This is a genomic window from Cohnella algarum, from assembly GCF_016937515.1.
In the GTDB taxonomy this organism is placed as follows: domain Bacteria; phylum Bacillota; class Bacilli; order Paenibacillales; family Paenibacillaceae; genus Cohnella; species Cohnella algarum.
Genome location: NZ_JAFHKM010000002.1, coordinates 1,254,493 through 1,280,622 on the forward strand (window position 1 = coordinate 1,254,493; position 26,130 = coordinate 1,280,622).

The window sequence follows — 26,130 nt, forward strand, 5'->3', positions numbered from 1 at the left end:
TCAAATGGTTGTACAATAGAACTATTTTACGATAAAACAATATCAAATCGGAAAACCGGTGTCAATTGCCGGAAATCGCGAAGCAAGAAACTCGCTTGACTTGACGGCGTTCCTGGAAAGACAAAACTTCCGGGGACAATCCATGGTGGAGGTGTTAGCGGAATAATACGAGAGGAGGTCTTGCGGCCGCCGTCTTTCGTCAACCACCGCTAGCTTGCGAATGTCGGGTTGAGATGAGTCGTCACGACTCAACCGGATCGGCCGCTTGCGTGCGATGGCGGCAAGATGAGTCATTTTTACTCAAATGCGTATGACTGCGTGCGTTTTGCAGGCCGAGATGAGTCGCTACGACTCAACCGGATCGGCCGCTTGCGTGCGATGGCGGCAAGATGAGTCATTTTTACTCAAATGCGTATGACTGCGTGCGTTTTGCAGGCCGAGATGAGTCGTCACGACTCAACCGGGTCGGCCGCTTGCGTGCGATGGCGGCAAGATGAGTCATTTTTACTCAAATGCGTATGACTGCGTGCGTTTTGCAGGCCGAGATGAGTCGCTACGACTCAACCGGATCGGCCGCTTGCGTGCGATGGCGGCAAGATGAGTCATTTTTACTCAAATGCGTACGGCTATATGCCTTCGAACCCGCCCAAGGCCCCGGTTGCCGGGACGGCGGACGGACTTTAAGGCCTATTTACGCCGTCGGGTTATTCTTAGCTCTCATGCACAGGCGCGCGGGCTATGTTAGCCCGCGTGCATGACGACTTACACGAGCTCCCGTCTTTGGCGCAGGCGAACGTACAGCAGCAGACAGGTCGCCGAGCATAAAAGCGCCAATACGGCGATAAACCCGTACCCCGCCTGCAGCCCGAGCAGCTCGCTGCCCGCCGTACCCCGCGCCGAAAACAGCTGCCGCACCCATTCGATGATATACCCGATCAGCAAATTGCCGACGACGCTCGCGATGCCCATCAGCGTAACGGTGAACGTGATGGCCGTATCCACGCCTCCGGCATAGCGCTTGGACAGCATGGCCATCACCGTCGGATAGATCGGCGCGATGCCGATGCCGGCAATCGCGAACAGAACGGCCCCCTTTTCCCCGATCACGATCGCCGCGAGACTGCACAGCCCGGAAAAGGCCGAGAAGATCATAACGGACACCGTATACCCGATTTTATCGGTGATCGGACCGACCAGCAGCCTGGACAGCATAAAGCACAGGAAAAAGACCGACAGCATTCCGGAAGCGTCTCCCGTGTCCCAGCCGTACGCTTTTTCCAAAAAATAAACGAGCCAGCTGCCCACCGCAAGCTCCGACACGACGCCGAAGGAAAGAACGGCGACGATCAGCCAGGCGATCGGATCCCGCAGCAGCCCCCGCACGGAAATCCGGTGTTCGCCTCCGCGGTCGCCTTCCGGAAACCGGCCGAACAGGGAAGGGATGACGGGAAGCAGGGAAAGCATCAGCATGATCAAGTACATGCCGCGCCATCCGAGCTCGCCGCCGCCGAACTGCCACCCCATCATAGAAGCGGCGAAAATCGGGGCGACCGTCGAACTGAGCCCGTAGAAAAAATGGGAGAGGTTCATCATCGTGCCGGTGTTTTTCGTGAAAATCCGGGCGGCCATGATCGCCAGGCCGATTTCCAGCATGCCGTTGGCGATGTACAAAAGAAAGTAAGATGCCGACAACGAGGCATACGATGCGGATATGTACATCAGCACGCCGGAGGCCGCCATCGAGACGAAAGCGATGATGCCGGTCAGCTTGATGCCGATTTTATTCGATAACGCGGACGTAAACGAGCACGCGAGCAAATAGCCGAGCGAATTGAGCGACAGCAGCAGGCCGAGCTGCCCTTCGTTCAGGCCGAAATCGGTCTGCATTCTCGGAATGGCCGGTCCTTTTATATTTTCCGAAAATCCGAAAATCAAAAATCCGCCGAACACGACGAGCAGCAGCAAAAGATAGTTGGTACGGCTTGAATCGCGCAAAATGGGTTTCCTCCGGCAATATGAAATAGACGATGCGACGATAATACGATTTTATTTCGAAGATGACAAGAAAAATCGCGGATAAAAACGCAAAAACCGCAGGCGCCGCCGACGCTCGGCGAGCACCGGTGAACGGTCTCGGCAAGCGGACGGCAGCCCTGCGGGCAGCCGGACTTGCTATTCGCGGTTTGCGCTCGCGGTCTTTCGCCCCCGGACAACGTAGCATCGATGCGGGCTTACGACGGAGCAGGGGTCGGGATCGCGACGTTCGCCCGTTCCCCTTCGCCCGCTTCCGCCGCCTCCGGCGCTTCGGTTGCCGCTTCCGGAGCTTCCGGCGGTTCGATTGCATCCAGAGGCCGTGCCGGGACGCCGACTCCGTCGTCGATGCAGCGCTTCGCGAATTCGGCGACCGCCTTGCGGTACCCTTCGGGGTCGATCAGCAGCGAATTGCCGTGCTGCGCCTTGGCGACGATAAGCCTCTCTTTGGGCGACCGGATCGCCTCGTACAATTCGTCGGCCATCGAGGGCGGCACGAAGGCGTCCCTGCCCCCGTGGATGAGCAGGATCGGCCGCGAATTTTTCCGAACCTGGCGGACAACCGATGCTTCCCCGAAAAAAAATCCCGCCCTCAGCTTGCAAATCAGGCTCGTCAGCGGGATGAACGGAAATGCCGGCAGCCTGAACATTTGTTTTAACTGGTACGTTAGAATGCCCTTGAGCGAGCTGTACGCGCAATCGGAGACGATGCCCTTCACTTGTTCCGGCAGCGGCTCCCCGCTCGTCATCAGCACCGTCCCTCCGCCCATGGAAACCCCGTGCAGCAAAATCCGGACGTCCTTGCCTTCGCGATCCACCAGGTATCGAATCCAGCGAACGTAGTCCTTGCGATCCGGCCAACCGAAGCCGATGTGCCGGCCTCCGCTGCTGCCGTGGCCGCGATTGTCGGGCATGAGCACCGTATAGCCCAGCTCCCGGTAAAAGTGGGCGAAAACCGTCATATCCTCTCCCCGGCCGGAGTAGCCGTGGGCCAACACAACCGCCTTGTTGACGGCGCCCCCGTCCTCCGCCTCCAAATAATGGCCGCGGAGCGTTATCCCGTCCTCCGCCCCGATTTCGACGCGCTCGAACGGCTGTTTGCCGAACCAGTCTTGCGCTTGCTTCACGATCGACGGATCGAGCTGGGGCACGTTCGGGTCCTTTTGCATGAACGTTTTCCGGTTTCGCCCGAACGCAAACCGGTACAAATACAAGCAAGTCGAAACGATCAGAGCCATCACGACGCCCAAGACGACCAACGCAATTGCCCATGCCGGCATGCCAACTTCCTCCTTCGGACCGGATTTCAAGCCGTGTGCCTCTAGTTTCCCGGTCCGGCCGAAAGTTCATACGCGAATAAAAGAAGGGACAGTCCGCAAGGCGCCATGACGCCCGGCTTTTCGTCCCTTCTTGCCGCTATGCGCGGCCGCTGCAAATGTCCGCATACAGCCGCTTGGTCAGCTCCGACGGCTCGATCGCCAATTCGTCGAACCGGTCGGTCAATTGGCGGTACACCCGATGAACTTCGTCGTGCTGGCCCAGCCTTCGATGGCCGCTCATCAGCAGCCGGTACGCTTCCTCGTTGTACGGCCAGGTCTGAATGTAGACGCGCGCCGCCTTGATCAGCCGGGCATCGTCTCCTTGCGATTCGTATCTTCGAAGAAGCTCCATCCGCAGATTGGCGATCTCCTGGTCCAAATGCCGAATTTCGGGTTCGGCCCAAGGATAGTCCTCGTCCATAAACAACGGCCCCGCGTACATCGAAAGGACGCGCTCCAGTTCCTTGGTCGAAAGCTGCGACGCCTGCTTCATCGCCTGCAGCGACTCCTTGAGCTGACGGTAATCGGACTCAAGCAAGTCGGAACCGAGCATGTACTTTTCCTCCTCGTAAACGACCGCTTTAACCAGACCGTACTGCCTGAACTCCCTGCGCAAATAGCTGACGCACGTATGCAAATACACTTTCGCCTTATGAAACGGCTCCTCCGGCCACAGCTTGTCCAAAATATGATCGCGGTGCACGAACTCGTGAAGGTGCAGCGCAAGGCAAGCGAACAGTTCCTTTTCCTTCCCGGTCCGCCATTTCAAATAGTCTCCGCGGCCGTTCATCGCCCCGACGCCGCCCAGCAGCTTGATCCGGATCGGCTCGTCTGCCTGCTCCGCATCGCGTCCCGCGGCTTCTTCGGCGCTTTTGCCGACGGATTCGAAGAACGATTTCCCTTTGCGGATGCGCTGCACCGTCTTTTCCAGCCGGCTCGTCTCCAGCGGTTTGAGCAAATAATCGATGGCCGCCTGTTCGAACGCCGAAATCGCATAGCGATCGTACGCCGTCACGAAAACGATCTGCGTTTCCAGATTTTCGGCCAAAATGGTCTCGGCCAGCTCCACCCCGCTCATGCCGGGCATTTCGATATCGAGGAACACCGCGTCCGGACGCAACTTCCGGATCATTTCCAACCCTTCGTACCCGTTCCCCGCCATGCCCACGACTTCGACTTCGCCCGTTTTCTGCAGCAGGATGCTCAAAATGTTGAGCGCATGCTCCTCGTCGTCCACCAGACAAGCGCGTATCATGGCTCATCCCTCCCCTCTTTTTCGTCGCGTTCGTCAAGCGGCAGCCAAAACGTCACCTTCGTCCCCCGGTCCGGTACGCTTTCCAGCAGCGGACGCTTGCCAGTGCGATGCGTCAATCTTTTCATAATGTTTGCGAAGCCGACGCCACGCTCGCCGGCCTTCGGCTCCAGCAGCTCCTTTCGTCTGGCTTCCGGCATGCCGACCCCGTCGTCCTCGACAATCACTTCCGCAAAGCGGTCTTTGCGGCGGATCGAAATCGAGACGGTTCCCCCGTTCACTTTGCGCGCCACGCCGTGCCGGATCGCGTTTTCGACGAGGGGCTGAATCGTCAGCGGCATGATCGACTGTCCGAGCAGCTCTTCGTCGTATTCGAACTTTACGTTGAGCCTTTGGCCGAATCTCGCCTTTTCGATGTCGACATAGGCTTGAATCAGCTCGATTTCCTGCTCGAGCGGCACGATTTCTTCCATCCGGTTATGGTGGAACAAAATCCGCAAATACGTGCTGAGCACGGACAGCAGCTCGCCCGCCCGCACCCCGTCCGTGTAGCAGAGCGACATGATGGTGCCCAGAGCGTTGTAGAGAAAATGGGGCTTGATCTGCGATTGCAAAAACGCCATCTCGTTTTGCGCCGCTTCCCGCGCCAGACGCTTCATCGCGAGCTGCGTGCGAATGCGGACGCGGACTTCCCCGGCGTCGATCGGCTTGGCGATCACGTCGTTTCCGCCCGCCGACAGGCAAGCCTCCACGTCGGCTTGCGTGCTTGCCGCCATCAAATACAAAATCGGAAGCTCGATCTGGGTAAACAGCTTGCGAATTTGCCTTCCCGTCTCGTATCCCTTGCCGCCCGACAGCATGACGTCCAGCAAGACGAGGTCCGGCCTTTGCGGCCGGCTGACGAATTCGAGCGCTTCCTTGTCCGTATGGGCCGTAACGACCCGATAGCCTTCGATCGCCAGCAAGTTGGCCATGATCTCGGAATTTTTCCACTCTCCGGCGATCAGGACGGTGTCGGTTCCCCCGGCAACCCCGGCGCTCCCGGCCGAGCGAGCCGCGGGTTCGGAAGCGGCCGCCGTCTCCGCCCGGCTTTTCTCCGCGCCGGCCAGCGCCGTGCCGGATGCGGCCGGAAGCCTGACCTCGAAGCCGATCCCGTCCTCGGAAACGCCGGCCTCCTCCATCAGTTGTCCTCCCATCCGCTCGATCAATTGCCGGGCGACGGAAAGCCCGATCCCGAAGCCGGCCTGTTCCGCCGCGTGCGTCTCCGGCGCGCCGCCGCCCTTCGCCTTGATCGCCACGACAACGTCTTCGCCGCCGCGCGCGCTGCTCACGGCCAGCTCCCCGCGCGCCGTATGCTGCAGCGCATAGCTGACGAGATTGGACATGACCTGCTTAAGGCGCGCTTCATCCGCGACGACATAGCGGGCATCGTCCGCGATTCGCCGGGACAGCGTCACCTTTTTCTCTTTGGATAAAAAGCCGTGCATCTCGAATTGGATCGAAACGACGGCGGCCAGATCGACCGATCCAAGCTCGACTTCCAGCTTGCCGTCCTCGATTTTCGCCAAATCGATAACGTCGTTCACCATGTTGGACATCCGAAATGCCGTGTTGCGGATCAGCAGCAGCTTGTCCCGGTTTTGCCGGACGCCGGCGGTTCCCGAAGGCGCATCCATCGCCGCTTGCGACAGGTTGATGATGCCGTTGAGCGGCGTATTCAGCTCGTGGGAAGTGCGAAGCAGAAATTCGGTTTTATATCGGTCGGCCTCCTTCAATTGCCCGGTCAATTTTTCCATCGAGCGGTAGGTATCGATGTAGCGGACCGCGAACATCATAAAGGTCAAAACGCCGAACGAATAAGCGAGCGCATCGGTTAAAATAAACATGGCCAGGCTGTCGTCCAACATATTGATGACCATATTCAACGGGAACAGCGTCAGGCTGAGAAGCGAAGCGATAAAAAGCTGCATCTCTCTTTTCCCGAAGGCCCCGTACTCCCCCCTCATATACAGCACGCTTAACGCTATGGCTAACAGACCGTAGGAAAGCGGAAGGCTGGCCAGAAAATACTCGAGCGCGTACGCGTAGACATAGTAGGGCACGAAAACGATAAACGCGCAGTAGGCAAGCACGGTGCCGCCCGCAACGGTAAGAACGGCTCGGAATACCGGCAGCTTCCTGAACATCGAATAAACGAAGCCGAGCATTATCGGAAACGGAAGGAACATCGTCAAATCCTTGAGCTTCCAGGTCAATTCGAAAGGGGCTTCGGGAAATACCTGCAAAAACGACCGTTCCCCGTTGAGCAGGATCGTGACGGCAAACAAGAGGTTGAACGCCCCGAACAGCAAAAAGCTTCTTTGGCGGCTCAGGAAAAAATGAGTGAGAAAGTAAAACAGACTGAACGCAAACAGCAGCAGAACGCCCGCCCACTCCAGCGAGATTTGCAGGAACCGGGCAAACTGGATGTCGGAATGGAGGCCGAGCCGGAGATGCGAAACGATGCCCCCGGTTTTGAAATCGAAATTGGCCACCTGGATGACGATATCGAGTTTGCCGTCTTCGGGAACGTAAAAGCTTACCGGATACGGCATGTTGCCCGGCCTGTATTCGTCCCGGGTCGGCGCAGGCTCGCCCGAGCCTCCGACGAGCTTGCCGTTGACGAAAATGTTTTCGGAAAAGCGGATGATCCGCTTTTGAATGGCCAGCAATTCGTCCGTCGGATCCACCCGAACCCGCAGCCGGTAGGTCGCGCTGCCCCAGGCTCCGATGCCTTCGCCGTTCCAAACGCCGGGAACGTTCAACAGCCTTTTGCCCGCGACGCTCCCGGCCTGGAGCTCTTCCGGCGTCAGCAATTGCCCGGGATAGAACTCCCACTCGCCGTCCAACGCGACCCGGCCCCGTTCCTTCAGATCCCACCCGCTCAAGTCCAGAATGCCGCCTTTGGCGACGGGGGAGGGGCTTTGTCGAATTTATTGACCAACATAATGGCAACGACCGCCGCAACGCAAAGGACCAAAACCGCCAAATAGCCGTCTATGAAAAAAAACGTGCGTTTCCGTTTCAGCTGTCTCACCCGCGCCTTATGTAAAAGATTTGCCTGTCGGGCCGATTCGAGCTTCCCGAAATGAATCGGGTCCGTGCCTCAATTCTACAACGGTTTCGATTGCCCGGATATCCCGTTCTTTTGCCGTCCGGACCGAGATGCTTTTCATTATGCGCCGAGGCGCTTAACATTTGCTGAAAAACGCGGGAGCCCCCATCGATCCTGGACAGCTTTGCAATCTTACGCAGGATTTCGCCAAATCGGAATGGGTAGTCGGCGTGTCGCGATCTTCGTTGAAGTTTTGTCCGATAAAATCCAGCGGAGGGAGCCCCGGCGCAAAAAACCCGTCCTCGGCCGGAAGGGCCGCAAGACGGGCTTTCGCGAAGCGGAATTTTAAAACGTGTTCCAAACCGTCACGTCTTCGACGGGCAGCCGGGAAGTCGGACGCCCCGGGGTGGCCGCTTTGCCGACGGCGATGAGCATGACCGGCACGTAGGGGTCCGGAATGCGGAATTCGGCGATGAGCTGCTCCGCGTTGTAGCCGCCCATCGGAACGGTGTCATAGCCGCGGGCTTTCGCCGCCAGCATCAGCTGCATGCTGACGAGTCCGCCGTCGATCAGCGCGATTTTTTCTCTCCGTTCCGACGGAAGCGCGCCATAGAGCTTGGTGGAATTCGCCGTAAACGTTGCGGCGAACTCCTCCGTCATATACCCGGCTTCGACCGCCAGGCGGTTGATTTTCTCCGATTGCTTGTAAGCATCCCTGTCGCCCAGCACGGCGATGACGGCGGACGCTTCGACGACTTGCTGCTGATTGTTGGCGATCGGCAACAGACGCTTTTTCGCTTCCGAATCGTTGATCACCAGAAAGCGCCAAGGCTGCAAATTGCTGCTCGAAGGCGCCAGCGTCGCCTCCTTCAGCAGATCTTTCAATTCCTGTTCGGAAATTTGCGCCGAGGCGTCGTAATGGCGGACGGAACGGCGTTCCCGGATGACCGATTCGAAGCTTGCCTGCGATTGCGCGGCGGATGAGACAGACATGTTCTCCACTCCTTTTTGGTTTCGATTGAACCCTTATTGTTACTATGCTAATATAATACACAGTAAATGCGACAAATGAACTGTAACGTCATATTGCACAGTATAAACCCCACTCTATACCGATGTCAATGCTGGGATAAATCTCTTTTCCCCAAACTCCCCATGCCTGCCGCGCTGCCGCGACCGGCCGCATCTCAAGTTTTCCCAAGCCGCCTGCCGACATGCCTCTTACGAAAACCCGATATCGTCCAGCATCGCTTCTCCGGGACCCTCCGGGAACAAAAACGTGATGCGGACTATCTCGTCCGGATCGAATGCCGGATTCGCTTCGGCGAACAGCTCCAGCGGGAGCTCGTACGTTTGAAATACGGCTTGTACGGACTCGTCGTATTTGCCGTCGTCCATCGTCTCTTCCAGCAAGGAAAAATAGGTGAACGTCGTGGCCGGCGAGGGCAGAATCGGCATGACGTCGCTTATCGCCACGCGCGCCGACGCTCCGGACGCATCCGCGAGCTCGACTTCCGCCTCGGACAGCGAAATGCCCGCTTCGCCCGGCTGCGGTTCCGCCGCGCCGCCCTCCGCATCCGGCCTGTCCGGCGACTCCGGCCCGCTTTCGGGCTCGGTCTCCGATTCGCCGCCCCGATCCGCGGCCCCGTCCGACATGGAAAAAACCAGGCTGACGCTGCCGCCTTCTTTCTCCCCCGCGAACGGCCCGTCCATCGCTTCCTCCGCAAGAAGCGTATAGCGGGCTTCTTCCTCCCATTTCAAGGCGACCGCCCGGTTGCCGGTTTTACGGCCGTCCCGGTCCGTCGTTTCCTCATGCGTCCAGTAGGACGTGCCGGCCGCTTCCGCGTCGATCCTGTCCGCGGGAGCTTCGATGTCGCTCGTTTCCTCGAAGCGGGCGACGGGCACGAATGCCGCGCTCTCGTAGCGGCTCCAGTATCCCGTATCCGGCAGAAAAAGCGCCCCCGCCCGATAATCGCGGAACAAGGCTTCATAACCGGATTCGCCTTTCAGCACCGTCTCCGCGAACGCCGTCAGGTACGCTTTCGCGATCTGCCGCTGGTCCTCGCCCGAAAGAGACGGAGAGCGCAAAAACAAAGCGGCCGGCATCGCCTCGTCCTTGCTCCCCCACGTCGTATTGAATTGGCCGTGGTTGGCGCCGTCCACGTACAACGAAGCTTTGAACCCTTCGGAAGACGGCGAAAAGCCGGCGCGTCCGTACTGCCTTTCGCCGTAAAAACTCGTAATATCGGCATCCGCCGCCCCTTGCAGCACGAGGTACGAAACGTCGGTCAGCCGCGTGACACGTCCGTCTACCGCCGTATCCGTAGGCGCCAGCGCCGCCACGCCCGCGATCGAATAGCTGTCCGGATCCGGCAAGCCGGCACCCTCCCCGAACCACTGATCGGCCGCGGCCGCCATGGCCGCCGCCTGGCCGCCTCGCGAGTGCCCGATCAGCGCGATCCGGTCAAAATCGATCCGATCGTAAAAAGGCGTCGACGCGTCCGCGGCGAAAGCCTGCAGCTGCCGGATGTGCTGCAGCAAAAGCCACGCCCGCGGCTTCATATCCTCGTCGGGAATGCCCGACCAGACGGAAAAATTCAAAAAGTTTTCGTCGACGGAAACCGCGGCGATTCCCCGACTCGCCAGCTGTTCCCCCAGGTAGGCGTACCCGCCGTCGGAGAAATCCTCCATCAGATGATTGCCGTGCACGATCAGGGCAAGCGGAAAAGGCCCCTCCCCTTCCGGCATCCACACTCGGCCGTTCAGCGGAAGGGACGTCTCGTCGAACCCCCAGAATCGTTCTCGGAGCCACGCCCAATTGCGGATATAGGCCGATCCGTCGACGGAGGCCGACACGACGGCCGCCCCCTCGCCGTATTCCGGCCGGTGCCGGTCTTGCCCGCTCCCGTACGTAAAGGCCTCGAACGCATAGCTTCCCGGCCGGGAGGGATCGTCCGCCCGCAAGGGGGCGATCGCTTCGCCCGCTGCCTCCGGCGACGGCAAGGCCGCCGGCTCGGCCGCCGTTCCTCCCGACGCTGCGGTCGTCGCTCCGACGGCCAGGAGCGCCCCGGCAACGGCAAGCCACGCCCCCAGCTTGCGCCGCCATCCGAAGCGGCGGCTGAACGTCATTCGCGCGGCAGTCCCCGCAAGGGCGAGGGTTCCGACCGAAAAGAAAGCGAAACCAAGCGAAAACCACAGCCCGAGATCGCCGAAAAACAAGATCAGCGCGACCTCCGATAACGCAAAAAGCGCGGCGCCGCACGCGAAGCCGGGCAGCGCGAGATGCAGCACCGCGAGCAGCCACGCGACGAGGCTTCCCGCGAGCAGCAAGCCGATCGTATGAAGCGCGACCGCCCCCGCGATGTCGAAGCCGGCGCCGAACCCGGTCGGAGCGCCGAGCGCGCCCAAGGCGGCCATCGCCCCGCCGGCGGCCCACATGCCGGCGGCGGCGGCGCGCCACGGGGCGGTGTCCCGCGCCAGCATCCGCCTGCGCCCCGGACGCAATCTGCGCCCGAGGCGCGCGGCCATCGGAGAAGGATGTATCGTTTCGTGCCGCAAAGTCGGTTCCATTCGCAACGCCTCGTTCCGCCGTTCTTTTTCGCATTTCAAGCGCCATGAATCGGCACTTACGCTGCCTTAAGCCTCTTCGTTCCGCCGGGCCACCCGCGCAAGCACATCCTCCAGCTCGTCCGGATACAGCAGCTCGACCGGGGAGAGCCCTTTCTCGAACTCGAACGTATCCCCTTCGATCAGCACGACGTATCGCCCCCTGAACCGGGCGATGTGCAGGCTGCCGCCGTAATCCGACATCCGCCCCTTGACGGAAATGTCGTCCAGCTTGAATTTAAGCTCCAGCTCCGGCTGAAGCTCGACAATTTGCGCCGTCGCTTCCATGACGTCGTCGTGCGTCCATTTTTCCTGCAGCTGCCTTTTGTCGCTGGCCGCCCAGGCTTCATACTGGCTGGCTTCCCGCTGCCGCCCGGGATGGCCTTGCGCTCCGGCGCCCGCGCCGCCGGGCTCGCCGGCATGCGCGCCGTAATCCGGGCTGTAATCCGGGCCGCCGCCGTCGGCGTTCCCCGCTCCGTCGCGCCGCCGATCTTCGGCTTCCGCCCCGCCGTCTTCGGCAAGCCGGAGCGGCGACTCGGCCGCGGGCTCGCCGCCCGCTTCCGGTTCCCGCGCCCGCTCGTACGCCCCGTCGTCCGCGGCCGTTTCGGCGGAAGCCGCGACGTATGGAGCCGCGTAAGGCGGCATCGCGTCCTCTTCGCCTTCCCCGCCTTGCCACTTCGTCTCCATATATTGCTGAACGAGATCGAGCACCTGGTCGGTCACGATTTCGGGCTTCGACTTTTCGTAGGAGACGTACTTGAGAAAGTCCTCGAAATAGCGGGCGTGCGAGGCCTGGTGAATTTTCAGCTCGAACGGCTCCAGCATCCCTTCCTCCGGCATGTTCGGATACTGGATCGATTTGATGTTGCGGGCGCTGATCGCCATTTCGACGTGCGAGATGAGGCTTTTTTCGTCGGAGACGCGCGCGATTTTGGACTCGAAATCGCACTTCAGCACGAAGACGAACGGATCGTCGAACAGCTCGTTCAACTTGCCCTGCGCGACGATGAAGGCTCCCCCCCGCACCGCGCTCGTGTTCATGTACAGCCGCACCATATCGTCGCAGGCGTAATGAAACTGCTGCTTGTCCCGCGCCGAACGAAGCTTTTGAAACAGATTGTAGTTCGGATTGCTGTCCGGATCGTGCCCCGGCTCCACCACAAACCGGCCGATTTTCGTCGGGGCGTTTTCCGAAACGGCATGGACGTCGGCTTTTCGCTTGGCGATTCGCGCGAACTCCGAGTCCAGAAACGATTTGATTTCGCTTTCCTCGTAATCGAACTGATCCAGCGTCTGGTAGTGCTTGTACCGCCTGCCCGAATCCGGATCGCCGGCTCCTTCCGTCTGAATCACGAAAAACGACAAATATTGTATGGAAAATTTCATGCTCCTGAAAAAGGCTCCTTTTCCGGACGGCCGCGCGCCGCCCGATGCTTCCCGTCGCGCGGGATGTTCCCGCTCTTCATTGTATAGCAAGACGGCGCGGTTTGGAAAAGGGGAATTTCGGGACTTCGGCTTGACGGGGCTATTGAGGGGCTAGGCGGGCCGAGCACGGCCCTGAGAGACGACCCGTTAGGATCAAAAACAGCGTCCGGCCAATGTCCGGGAGATGCTCAGGAGAGGTCGGACCTTACCCGGGCCATCGAAATCCGGAGCGACTCGCGCGTGTGGACGAGCATAAGCGGAGTCAGCTTTTGCTTGCTGCGGCTCACGCGGTTCGCCCCTTCCGGATGCATGAACCGCAACAACGTCTGCAAATAGACGGTCGACGTCCTTTCGAACCCTTTGGACGGTAGCGGCTTGCATTCGAACCCCAAGCCGTGAATAAGCCCCCGATGGAGCAGGGTGACGCCCACCAGCGCCTTCACTTCGATCAACTCCGGCCTCGTTTCCATCGCCTCGTCGATCCGTTTCAACGACGCCCGCGCCAGCCTTGCCGTCTGCAAAGCCGCCCGATCGGGCCCTAGCGTCCGCGCCAGCTCCAGCATCTGTCGGTTGTCCAGGTGCAGCTCGCCGATCCGGTCGCCGGGTTCGATCCTCGTGCCGTCCTCGCAGTCGATCGCTTCTCCCGTGTGACGTTTGACCATGACCTTGCAGATGCCGAACTCCAGCACATAATCGCATCCGAGTTTCATACCCCAGCCCGCGAGCTTCTCCCATAGAAGCCATATCTTCTGCATGACCGTATAGTTGGCAGCCCGCGGCGCTCGCGCTGAAGGCAGCGTTTGGCCCGCCGCCGCTGCCGGGCATTCAAGGGAATTCGTTTCCCGTCCGTTCATTTCCTCTCCCCGCTTCCGTCCGTATTCGTTCGAAGATCCATCTTCATTGTAGCCGCGCCGAATCCATTCGCCCCTCACCCGGCGTCGCATCGGATGCCCCACCTTTTGTCCCGTGAGGGACTGGACGGAGATCGGGGTTTTGCATTTTAGCCAAAAATGGTGTTGTCAAAAAACTGCGTATATAATATATTGTTTATGATATATACTGTTTATGAAATACACATGATTCGCGAAGGAGAGGAGCCTATCCATGAACGACCTTGCAATCGAAACGAAAGGGCTGCGGAAATCGTTCGGCCGCCATACCGTGCTTGACGGAATCGACCTGACGGTCCCCGCGGGCGCCGTCTATGCGCTGCTCGGCCCGAACGGCGCGGGCAAAACGACGCTGATTCACATTTTATCGACGCTCGTCCCGCCGGACGAAGGCTTGGTCCGGGTGGCCGGATTCGACGTCAAAACCGAAAAAAACAAGGTCAAACACGCCATCAGCCTTACCGGCCAGTTCGCCGCGGTCGACGAAATGCTGACCGCCGAAGAAAACTTGCGCATGATGGGCCGGCTGTCCGGGCTCTCGCCCGCCGAAACGACGGCCAGAGCCCGCCAGCTGCTGAACCGCTTCGACCTGGCCGCCGCGGCCCGCAAGCGCGTCAAAACCTACTCGGGCGGCATGCGGCGGCGGCTCGATCTCGCGATCAGCCTGGTCGTGCCGAGACCGATTCTGTTTCTGGACGAACCGACGACCGGCCTCGACACGACAAGCCGGCGGGCCCTGTGGGAGATCATCCTGCGTTTGAAGGAACAAGGGACGACCGTTTTTCTGACCACGCAGTACCTGGAAGAAGCCGATCAGCTAGCCGATCTGATTTCCGTCATTTCGGGCGGGCGCGTCATCGCGACCGGAACGGCGAAGGAATTGAAATCGCGCGTGGCCGGCGAAGTGATCGAATTGCGAGGGGCGGACGACGAGCTGCTCCAGTCGCTTCCCACGACCGGGCATCTCGCGGACATTCGGGAAACGCTGGACGGGTTGTATCCGCTGTTTCCGCGGGAAACCCGGGTCGCCATTCGCAAACCGAGCATGGACGACGTCTTTCTGTCGCTCACATCCAAAAAAAAGGAGGGAATTCCGTCATGATGACTCCAACGACAAGCAAGTCCGCCTCTTTTCTCGTGACGAACGCCGTCTTCATCGGGCGCAGCATCCGATTGAGCTTGCGCAATGCCGAAGCGCTGCTTATGGCCATTCTGCTGCCCGTTCTGCTGATGCTGATGTTTACGTATGTGTTCGGAGGGGCGATCGATACGAGCGGAAACTACGTCAATTACGTCGTGCCGGGAATCATTCTGCTGTGCGCCGGCTTCGGCTCGTCCGGCACCGCGGTCGACGTCGCGCTCGATATGAAGAACGGCATCGTCGACCGGTTTCGTACGATGCCGATCCGCAGCCTCGGCGTCATTACCGGGCACGTCGTCGCGAGCCTGGCCCGCAATTTGCTGGCGACCGCCATCGTCATCGGCGTCGCGCTTCTCGTCGGGTTTCGGCCTTCCGCGAGCGCGCCGGAATGGCTGGCGGCGGTAGCCGTCATCGCTTTGTTCATCCTGGCGCTCACCTGGCTTTTCGCCGCCATCGGCATGGTCGCCGGCAGTCCTTCCGCCGCCAGCGGATACGGCTTCATCCTGCTGTTCCTCCCTTATTTGTCCAGCGCCTTCGTTCCGACCGACACGATGCCGGATTGGCTGCAAGGCGTCGCGGACCATCAGCCGATTACGCCCGTCATTGAACTCATACGCGGCCTGCTGATGGGAACCCCGATCGGCTCGAACGGCTGGCTGGCCGTCGGCTGGTGCGCGGCGATTTTGCTCGCGTCCGTCGTTTGGTGCCTCGCCGCGTTCCGCCGCAAGGCCGGGCGCCGGTAAGGCGGGAAGTCGGCAAACGCGGGATGCCGGATGCCGGCTAGGCAAAGGACGCGGACTAAGAAAACGTCTGGACGCGCCCTTGGCAAGCCGGACATCCCGGCCGCTCGCGAACTAAAGGGGCTTGCCGGACTTTCGCGAGGCCCGGCGTGGCTTCATTGGATTTCGTCCAACCAAAACCGCTTTTTTTGCGAAGCTCGCCGGCTCCGTTGGATTTTGTCCAACCAGGCGAGGCCTTTCCGGCGATTTCGGCCTCATTTCAAGTTCTTCGTTGGATAAAATCCACTCTAGACCGAGTTTTCCTCGCTTTTCGCTCTGTCCGTTGGATATAATCCAACATAAGCCCCTCACCTGACCACCGCTTCCCCCGCCGCACGATCGACCGACCGCCGCCATGCAGCGAACCGCCGGCCGGGAGCTCAGTCAAGCGGCAGTTCAAGCTTATCTCATCGAATTCGGCAACTTCGGCAACTTGTCCGTTTTGGCAGGTGCGGAAAAATAACTCATCTCAACGACGGAGACGGGCTTTATTTTTGCTTTCTCCTTGCGTTCTTTGAAGCCTTCGTCTTGATTTAACTTTAAATAACCGGGAAAAATCGGGGATTGCCGAACCGTTATGGTTGAAAATCATCCATACTCCAGGATGGTTCCCTATCGCAGATAAAGCTTAAACGCAGCGGATTCCTTTCGGAGATCCGCCGCACGGATTCTAAAAAATCGCCGGCAAAACTTTCCGGCGTTCTCCGCGAAACCGGGCAAACCGATTCTGTGCCCCGGCCCCGTCTACTCGCCCTCGTTCGCCCCGGCGTTTTTGGAGGCGAGGTAATGCTCGATCCCGTCCAAAATCCGCTCCAGCCCGAAATCGAAATCGTTGCCGACCGTATTTTCGACCTCGCTTTCTTCCGTATACGCGCCGGACGCGACGATCGGATACAGGTCCGGAAAGCGTTCGGGATCGAGCAGCAGCTTGAGGGCGGCCCCGTAGCCGACTCCGCTGAACGTTCCCAGGTCGGAGCCGGCCTGAATGGCCCGGTCCATGTCCCGCTGGAGAATGCCGGCCGAACGCGAGTAGCCGCTGAGCAGCAAGACGATCGACATTTTCTCGAAATCGTTCAACGGAAATCGGCGAAGCGGCCGAAGCGCCCAGTCGACCACCCGCAAATTGTTCGGCCCGAGCGGGACGCCCGTAATCGGAATATCCGCAAACCACGGGTGAACCCGGAACACCTGAATGCATGCCGCGACATATTCCCGCATGCTTTGCCGCCAGTCCTTCTCCGGGTCGTCGGGCGGAATCGGAATCTCGCATACGGCGTCCTGCATAAGGAAAAGCAGGTCCTCCTTGCCGGATATGTACCGGTAGAGGGACATCGGCGTAAACCCGAGCCTGGAGGCGACCCGATTCATCGAAACCGCGGGCAGCCCGTCCGAGTCGGCAATCTCGATCGCCGCGTCGACGATTTTTTTGACGTTTAATTCGCCCTTCGGGCCTCTCCGGGACGGCTTGGCCAATCCCCAACTGAGCTTGGCTCCGTTCGGAAAGTTTTTGAACGCTTCGTGGTCCGAAAAATCATGGCTATCCATCTATCCGTCCTCCGCAGGCAACCCCAAAAAGTGTGTATCCTGTAAACAGTATATCATAATCATGGACCGGGAGCCGGATCGGATCGCCAAAAAGAAGGCCTTTCCCGAACGGGAAAGACGCTTTTAAATCGTTTCGCCGGCCGGCGGCTTCAGGTATTGACCGTCGACGTCGAAGCCGGCGCGAAATTCAGCACTTCGAGCACAACCGGGGAATCCGCAAGGATGGGGTCTCCGCCTGCGGGGACGGCGATGGCAAGCGAACCGACGCCGGTGGCGCCGGGCGTATAGGTGCAAATGCCTTCCATTTGAAGGACGCCGTTGACGTATACGCTGAAATAGCTGTTGTCCGTCGCCAACGCCGGCAGTGCCGCGACCGCCGCGCCGGTATTGTCGAAAAAGCTGGCGGCATCGATGCTGAGCGTCGCTCCCGCGGCCGTTTCCGCCGTCGTCACGTAAAAAAACTTGTCGGAGGCGGGTCCGACCGTCACCGACGTCTGGATCGAGACGGCGAGTTTCATTAGTTGCAATGCCATGAGATGAACCTCCTTTCCCAAAAGGAGTTGCGCGTAGCTTTATACCATATTCAAGGAAAGATTCGACAGCTTGTGCGCATCCCTTGGGAAAAGAACACCGGTTTTCAGGAAACGCGGACGAGGAAGCCGACCGATTCGAGAATGATCGGAGCGCCCGCAATAATCGTCTGGCCCGTCGGCGCCAACGCAACCGAGCGCGAATCCACGCGATAAAGGCTTCCCTCCTGCAAAACCCCGTTCACGTACAAATTATAGTAACCGGATCTCCCGAAGTCCGGAAATTCGGTCGCGGGCTCGCCCTGATCGTTCTCGAACCGTTCCGCGGCCAAAACTTGCGGCTCCGACATTGAAATCGCGGAGGGAGGAACGAAGAAAAACCGCTGCACGACCGGATGAACGGAGATGGCAGGCCATGCGGCCGGATCCGTTGGTCCCGCCGGACCCTCCGGTCCTGCAGCATCCGCAAAGCCTGCGGGACCCGCAGGGCAGGCAAGCCCAGCCGATCCGATCGGCCCGACCGGTCCTGCCTGCCCCTGCGGCCCGGGAGCGCCCGGCGGCGGATCGGCGAACCCGGCCTGCCGGAGCAATCGCGGCGGCGAGACGCGCTTTTTGCGGCATGCCGCGCTCGGCCGCCGGGCTTTGCGGCGGCGCCGCTGGCGCGGTCTCTTTTTGGAGAGAGCCGGGCAGGGGCGGATTTTTCGCTTGCGCCGCTTTTTTTTGCGGGAGATGGACCTCATCGCTCTCTCCCCCCTTTTGGCATGATGTATATTGTATGCGCCTGCCTTGCGAAGCGCACTTCCTTTTCCGGCGCAAAAAGAAACCCCTCCGCTCGCGAAAGGGCCTCGCCGGGCCCCCGCCGCTCAAAGGAGAGGTTGGTTTTATTCATCGAGCCCGCAAACCGCGGTTTAGCCGTTTTGCTTCTTCTCCGCGACCCAGGCGTCCAGTTGCTTTTGCAGCTCCGCATGCACCTTTTCGACGCCGGCTTTTTTCAGCTTGTCGATATATTCCGGCAAATATTCGGCGGGATCGACCGTGCCCGTGAACAGCAGCGGCTCGTATTCGGCCCGGATGGCCGCCACGTTGGCGTTTTCCGCCTTCACCGCCGTATCGTCGAAATTGAACCCGAACGTCGGCTGCACGACGGCGGACTGGTTCCACTCCTCGGTGACCTCCCACGTATCTTCCGCCTGGCCTTCGATCAGATAGCCGTTGAACACGTTGCCGAACACCCAGTTGGAAGCCGTATAGCCTCCGTTCGGATTCGTTTTGACGATGTTGTCGCTCAGCTTCTCGTAGTGCTTCCCTTCCAAACCGAAGCTCAGCAGGTTGAACAGCTCCCGGTCCGTATTGACCAGTTCGATCAGCATCATGGCGCGCTCCGGATTTTTGGAGGTGCGGCTGATTGCCGTCAGCGTCGCGATATTGGAGGTACGGGTCGTCGTCACGTCCGTGAGCGGAATGCCGATGATGTCCCGGCCGCCGTTTTTCGCCTTGATTTCCGCTTCGTAGCCCGGCTTCATCGTGTATTCGATGGACGCGGCGAACGTGCCGTTATGGCTGCTGTCGATCTGCTTGACCGTGGACGCGTCCTCGTTGATATAGCCTTTTTCGAACCAGCTGTGCATCAATTCGACGAATTGCTTGTATTCCGGCGAAGCTTCGAGGAAATTCACCTTATACGTCTCGTCCCCGAGCTTCACCCCGTAATCGTCGTAGCCCCAGAAAAACGGATGAAACTTCGTCAGCGGGCCGACGAGCATGAACGGTACGATGCCGGGCTCGTTTTGCTTGATCAACTCGAGGAACGGCTCCAGGTCCTCATACCGTTTGACGCTGGCGGGGTCCAGCCCGTATTTGTCCGCATATTCCTTGATCACGTTGATGCCGTAGCGCGAAATGACCGTCTGGTAGTTCGGAACGGCATAGATTTGACCCTGGTGCTTCGTCGCGTCCCACGTAAAGTCCGGAATCGCTTTTTTCGTCTCGGGGGCGTATTCGTCGATCAGATCGTCGAGCGGCAGGAACGCGCCCTTTTTCACGTTTTCGTCGTAGTTGAACGCCCAGTTCGCCGTCCAGACCAGGTCGAACTCCTCGCCCGCGGCGCTTGCCGTATTCAGCTTCGTCGTGTAGCTGCCGAAATCGATCGGCTTCAGCTTGACGGTCGCGTTGAGTTTCGGCTTGATGATTTTGTTGACCTCGTCTTCGATCAGTTGCTGGTCCGGCGACACTTGGGCGACGCCGTAATACCACGTGAGCGTGACTTCGGGCAGCCCGCTCTCGCTTCCCGACGCGGAAGCCGGCGCGGACGATTCGCCGCTTGCCGCGGGCCCGTTGGTTCCCCCGCCGCTGCCGCCTCCGCTGCACGCCGTCGCGAACAAAGCCAGGCAAATCATCAGAATGCCGACATACCGAACCTTTTTCATGCCAGAACCCCTCCGTCAATCATTTTTAATTTATGAACATGGACAAAGCAGCTTCGCGCCGTTACCCCTTTAACGAACCTACCGTCATGCCTTGCACGAAATATTTTTGGAAAAACGGAAAAATGAACATCATCGGGCCCGCCACCAGAATGACCAGCGCCATCCGCATCGATTCGTTGGGCAACTGGCTCATGTCCAGCCCCAGGCTTTGGATGTACTCGCTGTTGTTGCGGAGAAAATCGAGCGTGTTCATAATCCGGACGAGCAGCAGCTGCAGCGGGACGAGTTTATCGTTGTCGATGAACAACAGCGCGTTGAACCACTCGTTCCAATAGTTGAACGCGATGAACAGGCCCAACGTCGCCAGCGCCGGCGTCGAAAGCGGGAGGATCATCTGGAAAAAGATGCGCCGCTCGCTCGCTCCATCGACCTTCGTGGATTCGATCAGCTCGTGCGGGATTTTGCCCATGAAGCCCTTCATGATGAGCACGTAGAAGGGAGACAGCATGCCGGGAAGGATGATCGCCCACAGCGAGTCTTTCAGGTGCAAATATTGCGTCATCAAAATGTAGAACGGCACCAGACCGCCCGAGAACAGCATCGTGAAAAAGATGTAAACCGTCAAGGGCACTCTCAGCCGGTAATCTCTTCTCGAAACGACGTACGCGACCATGCTCGTGAGCAGCAGACTCAAGACCGTTCCGATGACGGTGATGAAAATGGTGTTGCCGTATGCCCGCAGCAAAGCGGCCGGCGACTGCAGAATGAAATCGTACGCGACCAGGCTGAAACGGGACGGAATAAATGAATACCCGAACTCCGCCAGCGCCTTCTCGTCGGTCAGGGAAACGGATACGATGAGCAGAAACGGGGCCAGAATTCCGATCGACAGGAGCACGAAAAACAGATGAAAAATCGCGTTGCTAACCCGGCCGCCCTTCAAAGCCGATTCGTTCACGGATGCCTCGCCTCCTACCAAAGGGAATTTTCCTCGTTGATTTTGCGGACGACGTAGTTGGCCGCCACCACCAGCACAAACCCGACCAGCGATTGATACAGCCCCACCGCGGCCGCCATCGACGTGTCGCCGCTGACGCTGAGCGCGCGATAGACGAACGTGTCGATGATGTCGACCGAGTTGTACAGAAGAGGCGAATTCCCCGATACGAAAAAGTGAAGGCCGAAATCGCCGCGGAACATGCTGCCGATATTCATGATGAGCAAAATCGTGATGAGCGGAGCCAGCATCGGAATCGTGATTTTGCGGACCATTTGAAACCGGGTCGCGCCGTCGATCCGCGCCGCCTCGTAATAAGACGGATCGATCGCGACGATGCCCGCGTAATAGACCAGCGCGGAAAACCCGATCGATTTCCACAGGTGGGCCACCGTCAGAATGGCCGGCCAGTTGGCCGGTTCCAAGTACCAGCGAACCCGCTCCGCCCCGAACGCTTGCAGCACCTGGTTAATGAAGCCGTAGTCGTGGTGGAGGAAAATTTCCGCCAAATACATGATGACGACCCAAGAGACGAAGGTCGGCAGAAACATGACGGTCTGGTAATACTTGCTCCATTTTCGCGAAATTTCGTTCAGCAGCACCGCCACGAGCAGCGCGCAGAGCGTCGTCACGATAAAAAACCAGACGTTGTAAAGAACGGTATTGCGGGTAACGATATACGCCTTCTCGGTCAGGAAAAAAAATTCGAAGTTGGCGAGCCCGACCCACTCGCTCCCCCAGATGCCCTTGTCGTACCGGTAATTTTTGAACGCGATGATGACGCCGAACATCGTCAGATAGCTGAAGACGAAAATATAGATCGCCGCAGGGAGCGCCAGAAGGCTGAGCTCCTTGTCGCTGCTCCTGAGCCGGGGCTTTCGGCGGGATTTCGGCCTGCCTTCGGCGGCGGCGCCGGACAGGACGGCTTCGGATTGGCGCATGCGTTCGGTCCCCCTCTCGTATGATGTCTCGCGGACGGCTCGATGCGGCCCGCTCCCTCATCATGGCACACCTGAAAGCGCTGCCGAAATCCTAAAAATCGCATTTCGTATCAATTTCGATCGCCGGATTTGCGAATCGCACCAAAAATCGTTTCCGCGCAGGCGGTGCCATCGGCTTGAGGCCACGCAGGCGTCGCGGCCGGGCTTGCCGGAGCACTTTAACCGTCGATTTCGGCCGTTATTGTTATGCTGGCAAAAAGGAGCCGCCCTCGTCGATCCGGGCGGCTCCAGCCGTTACTTCGATTTAGCCGGCATCAGCTCGACCGCTTCTCCGTCCCCGCCGTAGTGGTAGACGTTGAAGTACCCTTCTCCGACGATCGGGTTGTTCGCATCGGCATCCCATTCGTTCAGGACGACGCGGGAGCCCGATTTCAGAATGAACCGTTCTCCGCCGGAGGAGCGGATGACGCCGATTTCGATCTCGTACTCGCGCCCGGCTTCGAACGCGTCGTTCGGGATGATCCGCACCATCGTTTGCCCCGGCTTCCACGTCTGGAATTCGATCTGATCCTCCTTGATGACGACGAGGTACCCTTTGTTGCCGTTCACCCAGGTCGGATCGCCGGCGCGGTCGGAGCGCAGCGCGAACCCGTACCAGCCTCCGTCATACGCTCCGAACTTGGCGTTGAACCGCAGAAGCTCGCTGCCGAACTTCTTGCCTTCGTACCCGAACACGCCTTCGCCGGCGATGCGGACGTTCCCTTTGCGGAACTCGACCGCGTCCGAATCCGTCCAGCCCTTTTTGTCCTTGATGGCCTTGTTCAGCGTTTGGACCGGATACTTCGGCCACGGCCGGACGGTCACGGCCGATTCGGCCCGGATCTCGCCGTCGTCTTCCGAGACGGCGCGGATTGCCGCCGATCCGGACTTCACCGCCGTCACGACGCCCGCTTCGTCCACGGTCGCGACGGCCGGGTCGCTGGATTCCCACCGCACGTTCCGGTTCGACGCGTTCGGCGGCAGCACGGTCGCCGTCAACTGCTTTCTCTCGCCCATTTCGAGCGTCAGCGCTGCCGGGGACACTTCGATATCCGTGACCGGCTCCCGGAGCAGCGAAAATTTCACGTCGTCGAACCGCATATCCGCGACTCCTTCCACGTAGAACCCGACTTTGCCGCTCGGGCTGTGGGAAGGGTTCGCGCCTTGCAGGCGCAGCTCCCCGTCGACGTACAGGCTTACGTTCGGGCCTTGGACGACGAGCTTGATCGCATGAATGCCGCCGGGCAGCAGGTCTTCGCGGTCCAGCCCGACTTCGGCCAATGTGCGCCATTGCGAATCGTAAAGCGCCCATAAAGAGCCGCCGGCCGTCTTTTTGTAGAAAACGTATCCGCTGCCGTTCGATCCGTTGCGTTCGTACATCAGATAGTTCGCCCCTTCGGGCACCTCCGCGGGCATTTTCAGCCGATATTCGAGCACGTAGTCGGCGAATTCCCGCGGCGATTGGGCGTTCGCTCCCCCGACCAGGCGATACCAATGATTGCCTTCCTCATCCTCTTCGATGCTGCGATTGGGATCGACCGGCCAGCCGTTGCCGCCCGATTCGAAGTCGGTGAAGTGCATGACCCCGTCGCCGTCGGCAACCGTCACCTCGAGCGTGTCCGACAACGCCGGATTCGCGGCCGACCGCGCCGTAATCGTCGCTACTCCGGGCGCCAATGCCTGGATGCCGCCGTTCCCGTCAACCGCCGCAACCGCCGGATCGCTGCTGCCGTACGTCACCGAGACGTCCGCGGCGTTCCACGGAATGGCCTCGGCTTTGACGACGGCCGACTTGCCCAGTTCCAACGTGATCGCCTCGTAAGGGAATTCGACGTCGAGCAGCTCGACGGCATCCGGAGCGTGGGAAATCCCCACTTTCCCCTGCGTGCCGATCGCCTCGAACGGAATGTCGGCGAAGCCGGGAATTTGGCTGAACACCGGCGCGTCTTCCCGCAGGCGCAAATCGCCGGAGGCCAAATTTTCGAAGCCCGGATCCTGCGTCGTCACCCAGTTGTTTTCGTAATCAAGCAGGTCGAGAACGTCCCGCGCGCCTTCCGCATTGACGTCCGGCGACCGCTGAAGCGTCGGGTTGTACACGACGTTGCGCTTGAAATCGTTGCTGTCCGGATAATAGCGGTTCTCTTCGAAAAAGTTCGCAAGCTCCGGATACTTGGTCAAATACGGGGTGCCGATAAAATCGTTGTTGGCTTCGAAGAGCGCCTCCCATTGCGGCATGTAGTCGGTATCGATCTTGTTGCCCGGCGCGTTGCCCAGAAACATCTCATGGTTGTCGAACGGAACGTACGTGTCGACGAACAGGTTGTTGGTCGCCGAAATATAGGAGCCGGCGTTGTTTTTGATCGCGGCGTTTCCCATCTTGTAGAAAATGTTTTTCTCGATCGTCAACCCCATCGTCAGGTTGTCCGGGTAAACCCCCTCCACGCCCGGCTTGCCCTCGCCGATATGGTGGAAGTAATTGTGCCGGATGACCGTTCCCCGCTCCTGCGGAGTCGCCCCCGCGTTCATGTAAATGGCGCCGAGATCGGAAAACAGTTTGCAGACGTCATAAATGTCGTTGAATTCCACCAGATGATCGTTGCCGAAAATGAGAATTCCCGGATGCGGGGCGTCGTGAATTTCGTTGCCGATCGCCTGGTTGCCGACTCCCCGCAGGACGACGCCCGGATTGTAAGCCTTGTTGTAAAAGGCGAAGTCGCGAATATGGGAGTTGACGACCCGGTTGTTCCCGGGTTCGAGCGTTGCCGCGCTTCCGCCGTTGAGCGTGACGGCCAGCGATCCGATATGATGAATATGGGTGCTTTCGATCAAGTGGCCGGTGCCGTTCAGCCGATCGTCCGGGACCGGATCCATCTGCTTGCTCGGGACGTTGACGAAGACGGCGCCGCCCGCGAAGTTGCTGATGTCGCAGTGCGAGATCGTCACGTTGCTGCCCCCGATGATGACCGCCGCCGTGTCGCGGCCGTACTCCAGCGCGAGCTCCTCGAACCGGATGTGGGAGGCCCCTATCGTCGTGATCATGGGCTTCTTCAGCGTCGTTACCGTAACGTCGCCGTTTCCGGAAAGAAAAGCCGCGTTCGGAAGCAAATACAGCACGCCGCTGTTCCGGTCGATGTAGTATTCGCCCGGCATGTCGATTTCCTCAAGCAGGTTTTCGGCAAAATGGAAATCGGGATACCAGTTTTTTTGAATGCCCGACATTTCGCCGTACCGCAGCGTGATCGTCTTGTTTTCGGTATCGATGCTCGCGATCTTGTTGTAGGACCACTCCCAACTGTAGCCGAAAATGCCGTCCAGCCAAATATCGTCCGCCTGCGTCCAATACATCGGACGATCGTATTCGTACTTGAACGTCCCGCCCCTCTCCTGCAGGTCCGGATCGTTCGCCGTCGGTCCGGGATCGACGATATCGCCCATTTGAACGGTCCCGTCATTGGGCCAGCGGGCCAGCGTCATGCCCTGCCCCCGATGTACAGCTGCATCGGCGGCAGCAGGCTGATATCGCTCGCTTTCCAGTAGCCGTGCCGGCTGATTTGGCCGTAGTCGGTCAACCCGTGAGCCGCCAGGTCGAACCGGACGACTTTGCCGCGCGCGGCCGGATCGATGATCCGCTGCAGCACGGCCGGGTCGGCGACGGGCTCGAAACCGGTACGGTCCAGGTTCGCGCCGCCCGACAGCCGAACCGTCTCGCCAGGGTAGGCGCGATAGACGATCGGAGATTCGGCCGTGCCGGAATCCTCCTCCGTCAGCTCGAACGACTCGCTTCTCGGATACGTGCCTTCCCTTAAGTAGACGGTGACGCCCCCCGCCGGCAAACCCTCCCCGTTCTTGAGCGAGCGAACGGCGTTCCTCGCCGCCTCCAGCGTGCGGAACGGATCGTTCGGCCCTCCTGAATTGGAATCGCTTCCATTTGGCGCCACGTAAAACGCCTTCGCCGCCCCCTCCTGCGCTTGACCGCTCGGGGCGGGAAGCCCTCCCAGCGCTAACGCGAACACCAATAGCGCCGCCAAAAACCGCTTGCTCATCCCACTTCACGCCTTTCCTTTTAGTGTGGATTGCGGTTTCATTCTGACAAAGGGAGTCGGCGGCGGCTATCC

18 protein-coding genes and 1 pseudogene are annotated in these 26,130 nt (G+C 59.6%); 2 read left to right on the forward strand and 17 right to left on the reverse strand.

What is annotated here, in order from left to right; translation table 11 throughout:
- Window positions 1-762: 762 nt before the first annotated feature.
- From JW799_RS05685 to JW799_RS05720, 9 genes and pseudogenes are all read right to left on the reverse strand, one after another.
- Complete coding sequence (locus JW799_RS05685; protein WP_240353155.1) at window positions 763-1,995, reverse strand: MFS transporter; 1,233 nt, start codon at window positions 1,993-1,995, stop codon at window positions 763-765.
- A gap of 236 nt (window positions 1,996-2,231) precedes the next feature.
- The gene (locus tag JW799_RS05690; protein WP_205429008.1) at window positions 2,232-3,311 is read right to left on the reverse strand and encodes an alpha/beta hydrolase; all 1,080 of its coding nucleotides are present in this window, start codon (window positions 3,309-3,311) and stop codon (window positions 2,232-2,234) included.
- Window positions 3,312-3,447: 136 nt separating this feature from the next.
- On the reverse strand, window positions 3,448-4,605 hold the full coding sequence (locus JW799_RS05695; RefSeq protein ID WP_080832697.1) for a response regulator: 1,158 nt from the start codon (window positions 4,603-4,605) through the stop codon (window positions 3,448-3,450).
- Window positions 4,602-7,529 (reverse strand): hybrid sensor histidine kinase/response regulator, encoded by a 2,928-nt coding sequence (locus tag JW799_RS05700; RefSeq protein WP_205429010.1) that lies wholly within the window; start codon window positions 7,527-7,529, stop codon window positions 4,602-4,604. The genes JW799_RS05695 and JW799_RS05700 overlap by 4 nt, the downstream gene beginning before the upstream one ends.
- Before the next feature lie 512 nt (window positions 7,530-8,041).
- Window positions 8,042-8,689, reverse strand: coding sequence for a nitroreductase family protein (locus JW799_RS05705; RefSeq protein WP_205429012.1), 648 nt, complete (start codon window positions 8,687-8,689; stop codon window positions 8,042-8,044).
- Window positions 8,690-8,917: 228 nt separating this feature from the next.
- Window positions 8,918-11,266: an alpha/beta hydrolase family protein gene (locus JW799_RS05710; protein ID WP_205429015.1), complete on the reverse strand. Its 2,349-nt coding sequence runs from the start codon at window positions 11,264-11,266 to the stop codon at window positions 8,918-8,920.
- A 66-nt stretch (window positions 11,267-11,332) separates the two neighbouring features.
- On the reverse strand, window positions 11,333-11,947 hold the full coding sequence (locus tag JW799_RS29225) for a DUF3898 domain-containing protein (protein ID WP_275901504.1): 615 nt from the start codon (window positions 11,945-11,947) through the stop codon (window positions 11,333-11,335).
- 6 nt (window positions 11,948-11,953) lie between these two features.
- Window positions 11,954-12,688, reverse strand: a pseudogene (locus JW799_RS28340) (DUF3900 domain-containing protein); the annotation flags it as partial.
- A 227-nt stretch (window positions 12,689-12,915) separates the two neighbouring features.
- Complete coding sequence (locus tag JW799_RS05720; RefSeq protein WP_240353156.1) at window positions 12,916-13,671, reverse strand: YkoP family protein; 756 nt, start codon at window positions 13,669-13,671, stop codon at window positions 12,916-12,918.
- Between the two features lie 160 nt (window positions 13,672-13,831).
- On the opposite strand from JW799_RS05720, the gene JW799_RS05725 reads away from it, so the two are divergent.
- Together JW799_RS05725 and JW799_RS05730 are read left to right on the forward strand one after the other, a co-directional pair.
- Complete coding sequence (locus JW799_RS05725) at window positions 13,832-14,719, forward strand: ATP-binding cassette domain-containing protein (protein WP_080832702.1); 888 nt, start codon at window positions 13,832-13,834, stop codon at window positions 14,717-14,719.
- Complete coding sequence (locus JW799_RS05730) at window positions 14,719-15,501, forward strand: ABC transporter permease (protein ID WP_080832810.1); 783 nt, start codon at window positions 14,719-14,721, stop codon at window positions 15,499-15,501. The genes JW799_RS05725 and JW799_RS05730 overlap by 1 nt, the downstream gene beginning before the upstream one ends.
- A gap of 780 nt (window positions 15,502-16,281) precedes the next feature.
- Here the strand turns inward: JW799_RS05730 and JW799_RS05735 are convergent.
- From JW799_RS05735 to JW799_RS05770, 8 genes are all read right to left on the reverse strand, one after another.
- Complete coding sequence (locus JW799_RS05735) at window positions 16,282-17,082, reverse strand: TetR/AcrR family transcriptional regulator (RefSeq protein WP_205429019.1); 801 nt, start codon at window positions 17,080-17,082, stop codon at window positions 16,282-16,284.
- Between the two features lie 149 nt (window positions 17,083-17,231).
- Complete coding sequence (locus JW799_RS05740) at window positions 17,232-17,615, reverse strand: DUF4183 domain-containing protein (protein ID WP_080832704.1); 384 nt, start codon at window positions 17,613-17,615, stop codon at window positions 17,232-17,234.
- A 104-nt stretch (window positions 17,616-17,719) separates the two neighbouring features.
- Window positions 17,720-18,352: a DUF4183 domain-containing protein gene (locus JW799_RS05745; RefSeq protein ID WP_080832705.1), complete on the reverse strand. Its 633-nt coding sequence runs from the start codon at window positions 18,350-18,352 to the stop codon at window positions 17,720-17,722.
- 168 nt (window positions 18,353-18,520) lie between these two features.
- Window positions 18,521-20,038, reverse strand: coding sequence for an ABC transporter substrate-binding protein (locus JW799_RS05750; RefSeq protein WP_205429020.1), 1,518 nt, complete (start codon window positions 20,036-20,038; stop codon window positions 18,521-18,523).
- Window positions 20,039-20,099: 61 nt separating this feature from the next.
- Window positions 20,100-20,996, reverse strand: coding sequence for an ABC transporter permease subunit (locus JW799_RS05755; protein WP_205429021.1), 897 nt, complete (start codon window positions 20,994-20,996; stop codon window positions 20,100-20,102).
- Window positions 20,997-21,010: 14 nt separating this feature from the next.
- Window positions 21,011-21,976, reverse strand: coding sequence for an ABC transporter permease (locus JW799_RS05760; protein ID WP_080832707.1), 966 nt, complete (start codon window positions 21,974-21,976; stop codon window positions 21,011-21,013).
- Window positions 21,977-22,270: 294 nt separating this feature from the next.
- Complete coding sequence (locus JW799_RS05765) at window positions 22,271-25,489, reverse strand: Ig-like domain-containing protein (protein WP_205429022.1); 3,219 nt, start codon at window positions 25,487-25,489, stop codon at window positions 22,271-22,273.
- On the reverse strand, window positions 25,486-26,058 hold the full coding sequence (locus tag JW799_RS05770) for a hypothetical protein (protein ID WP_205429023.1): 573 nt from the start codon (window positions 26,056-26,058) through the stop codon (window positions 25,486-25,488). Before JW799_RS05770 ends, JW799_RS05765 begins: the two co-directional genes overlap by 4 nt.
- Window positions 26,059-26,130: the final 72 nt, after the last annotated feature.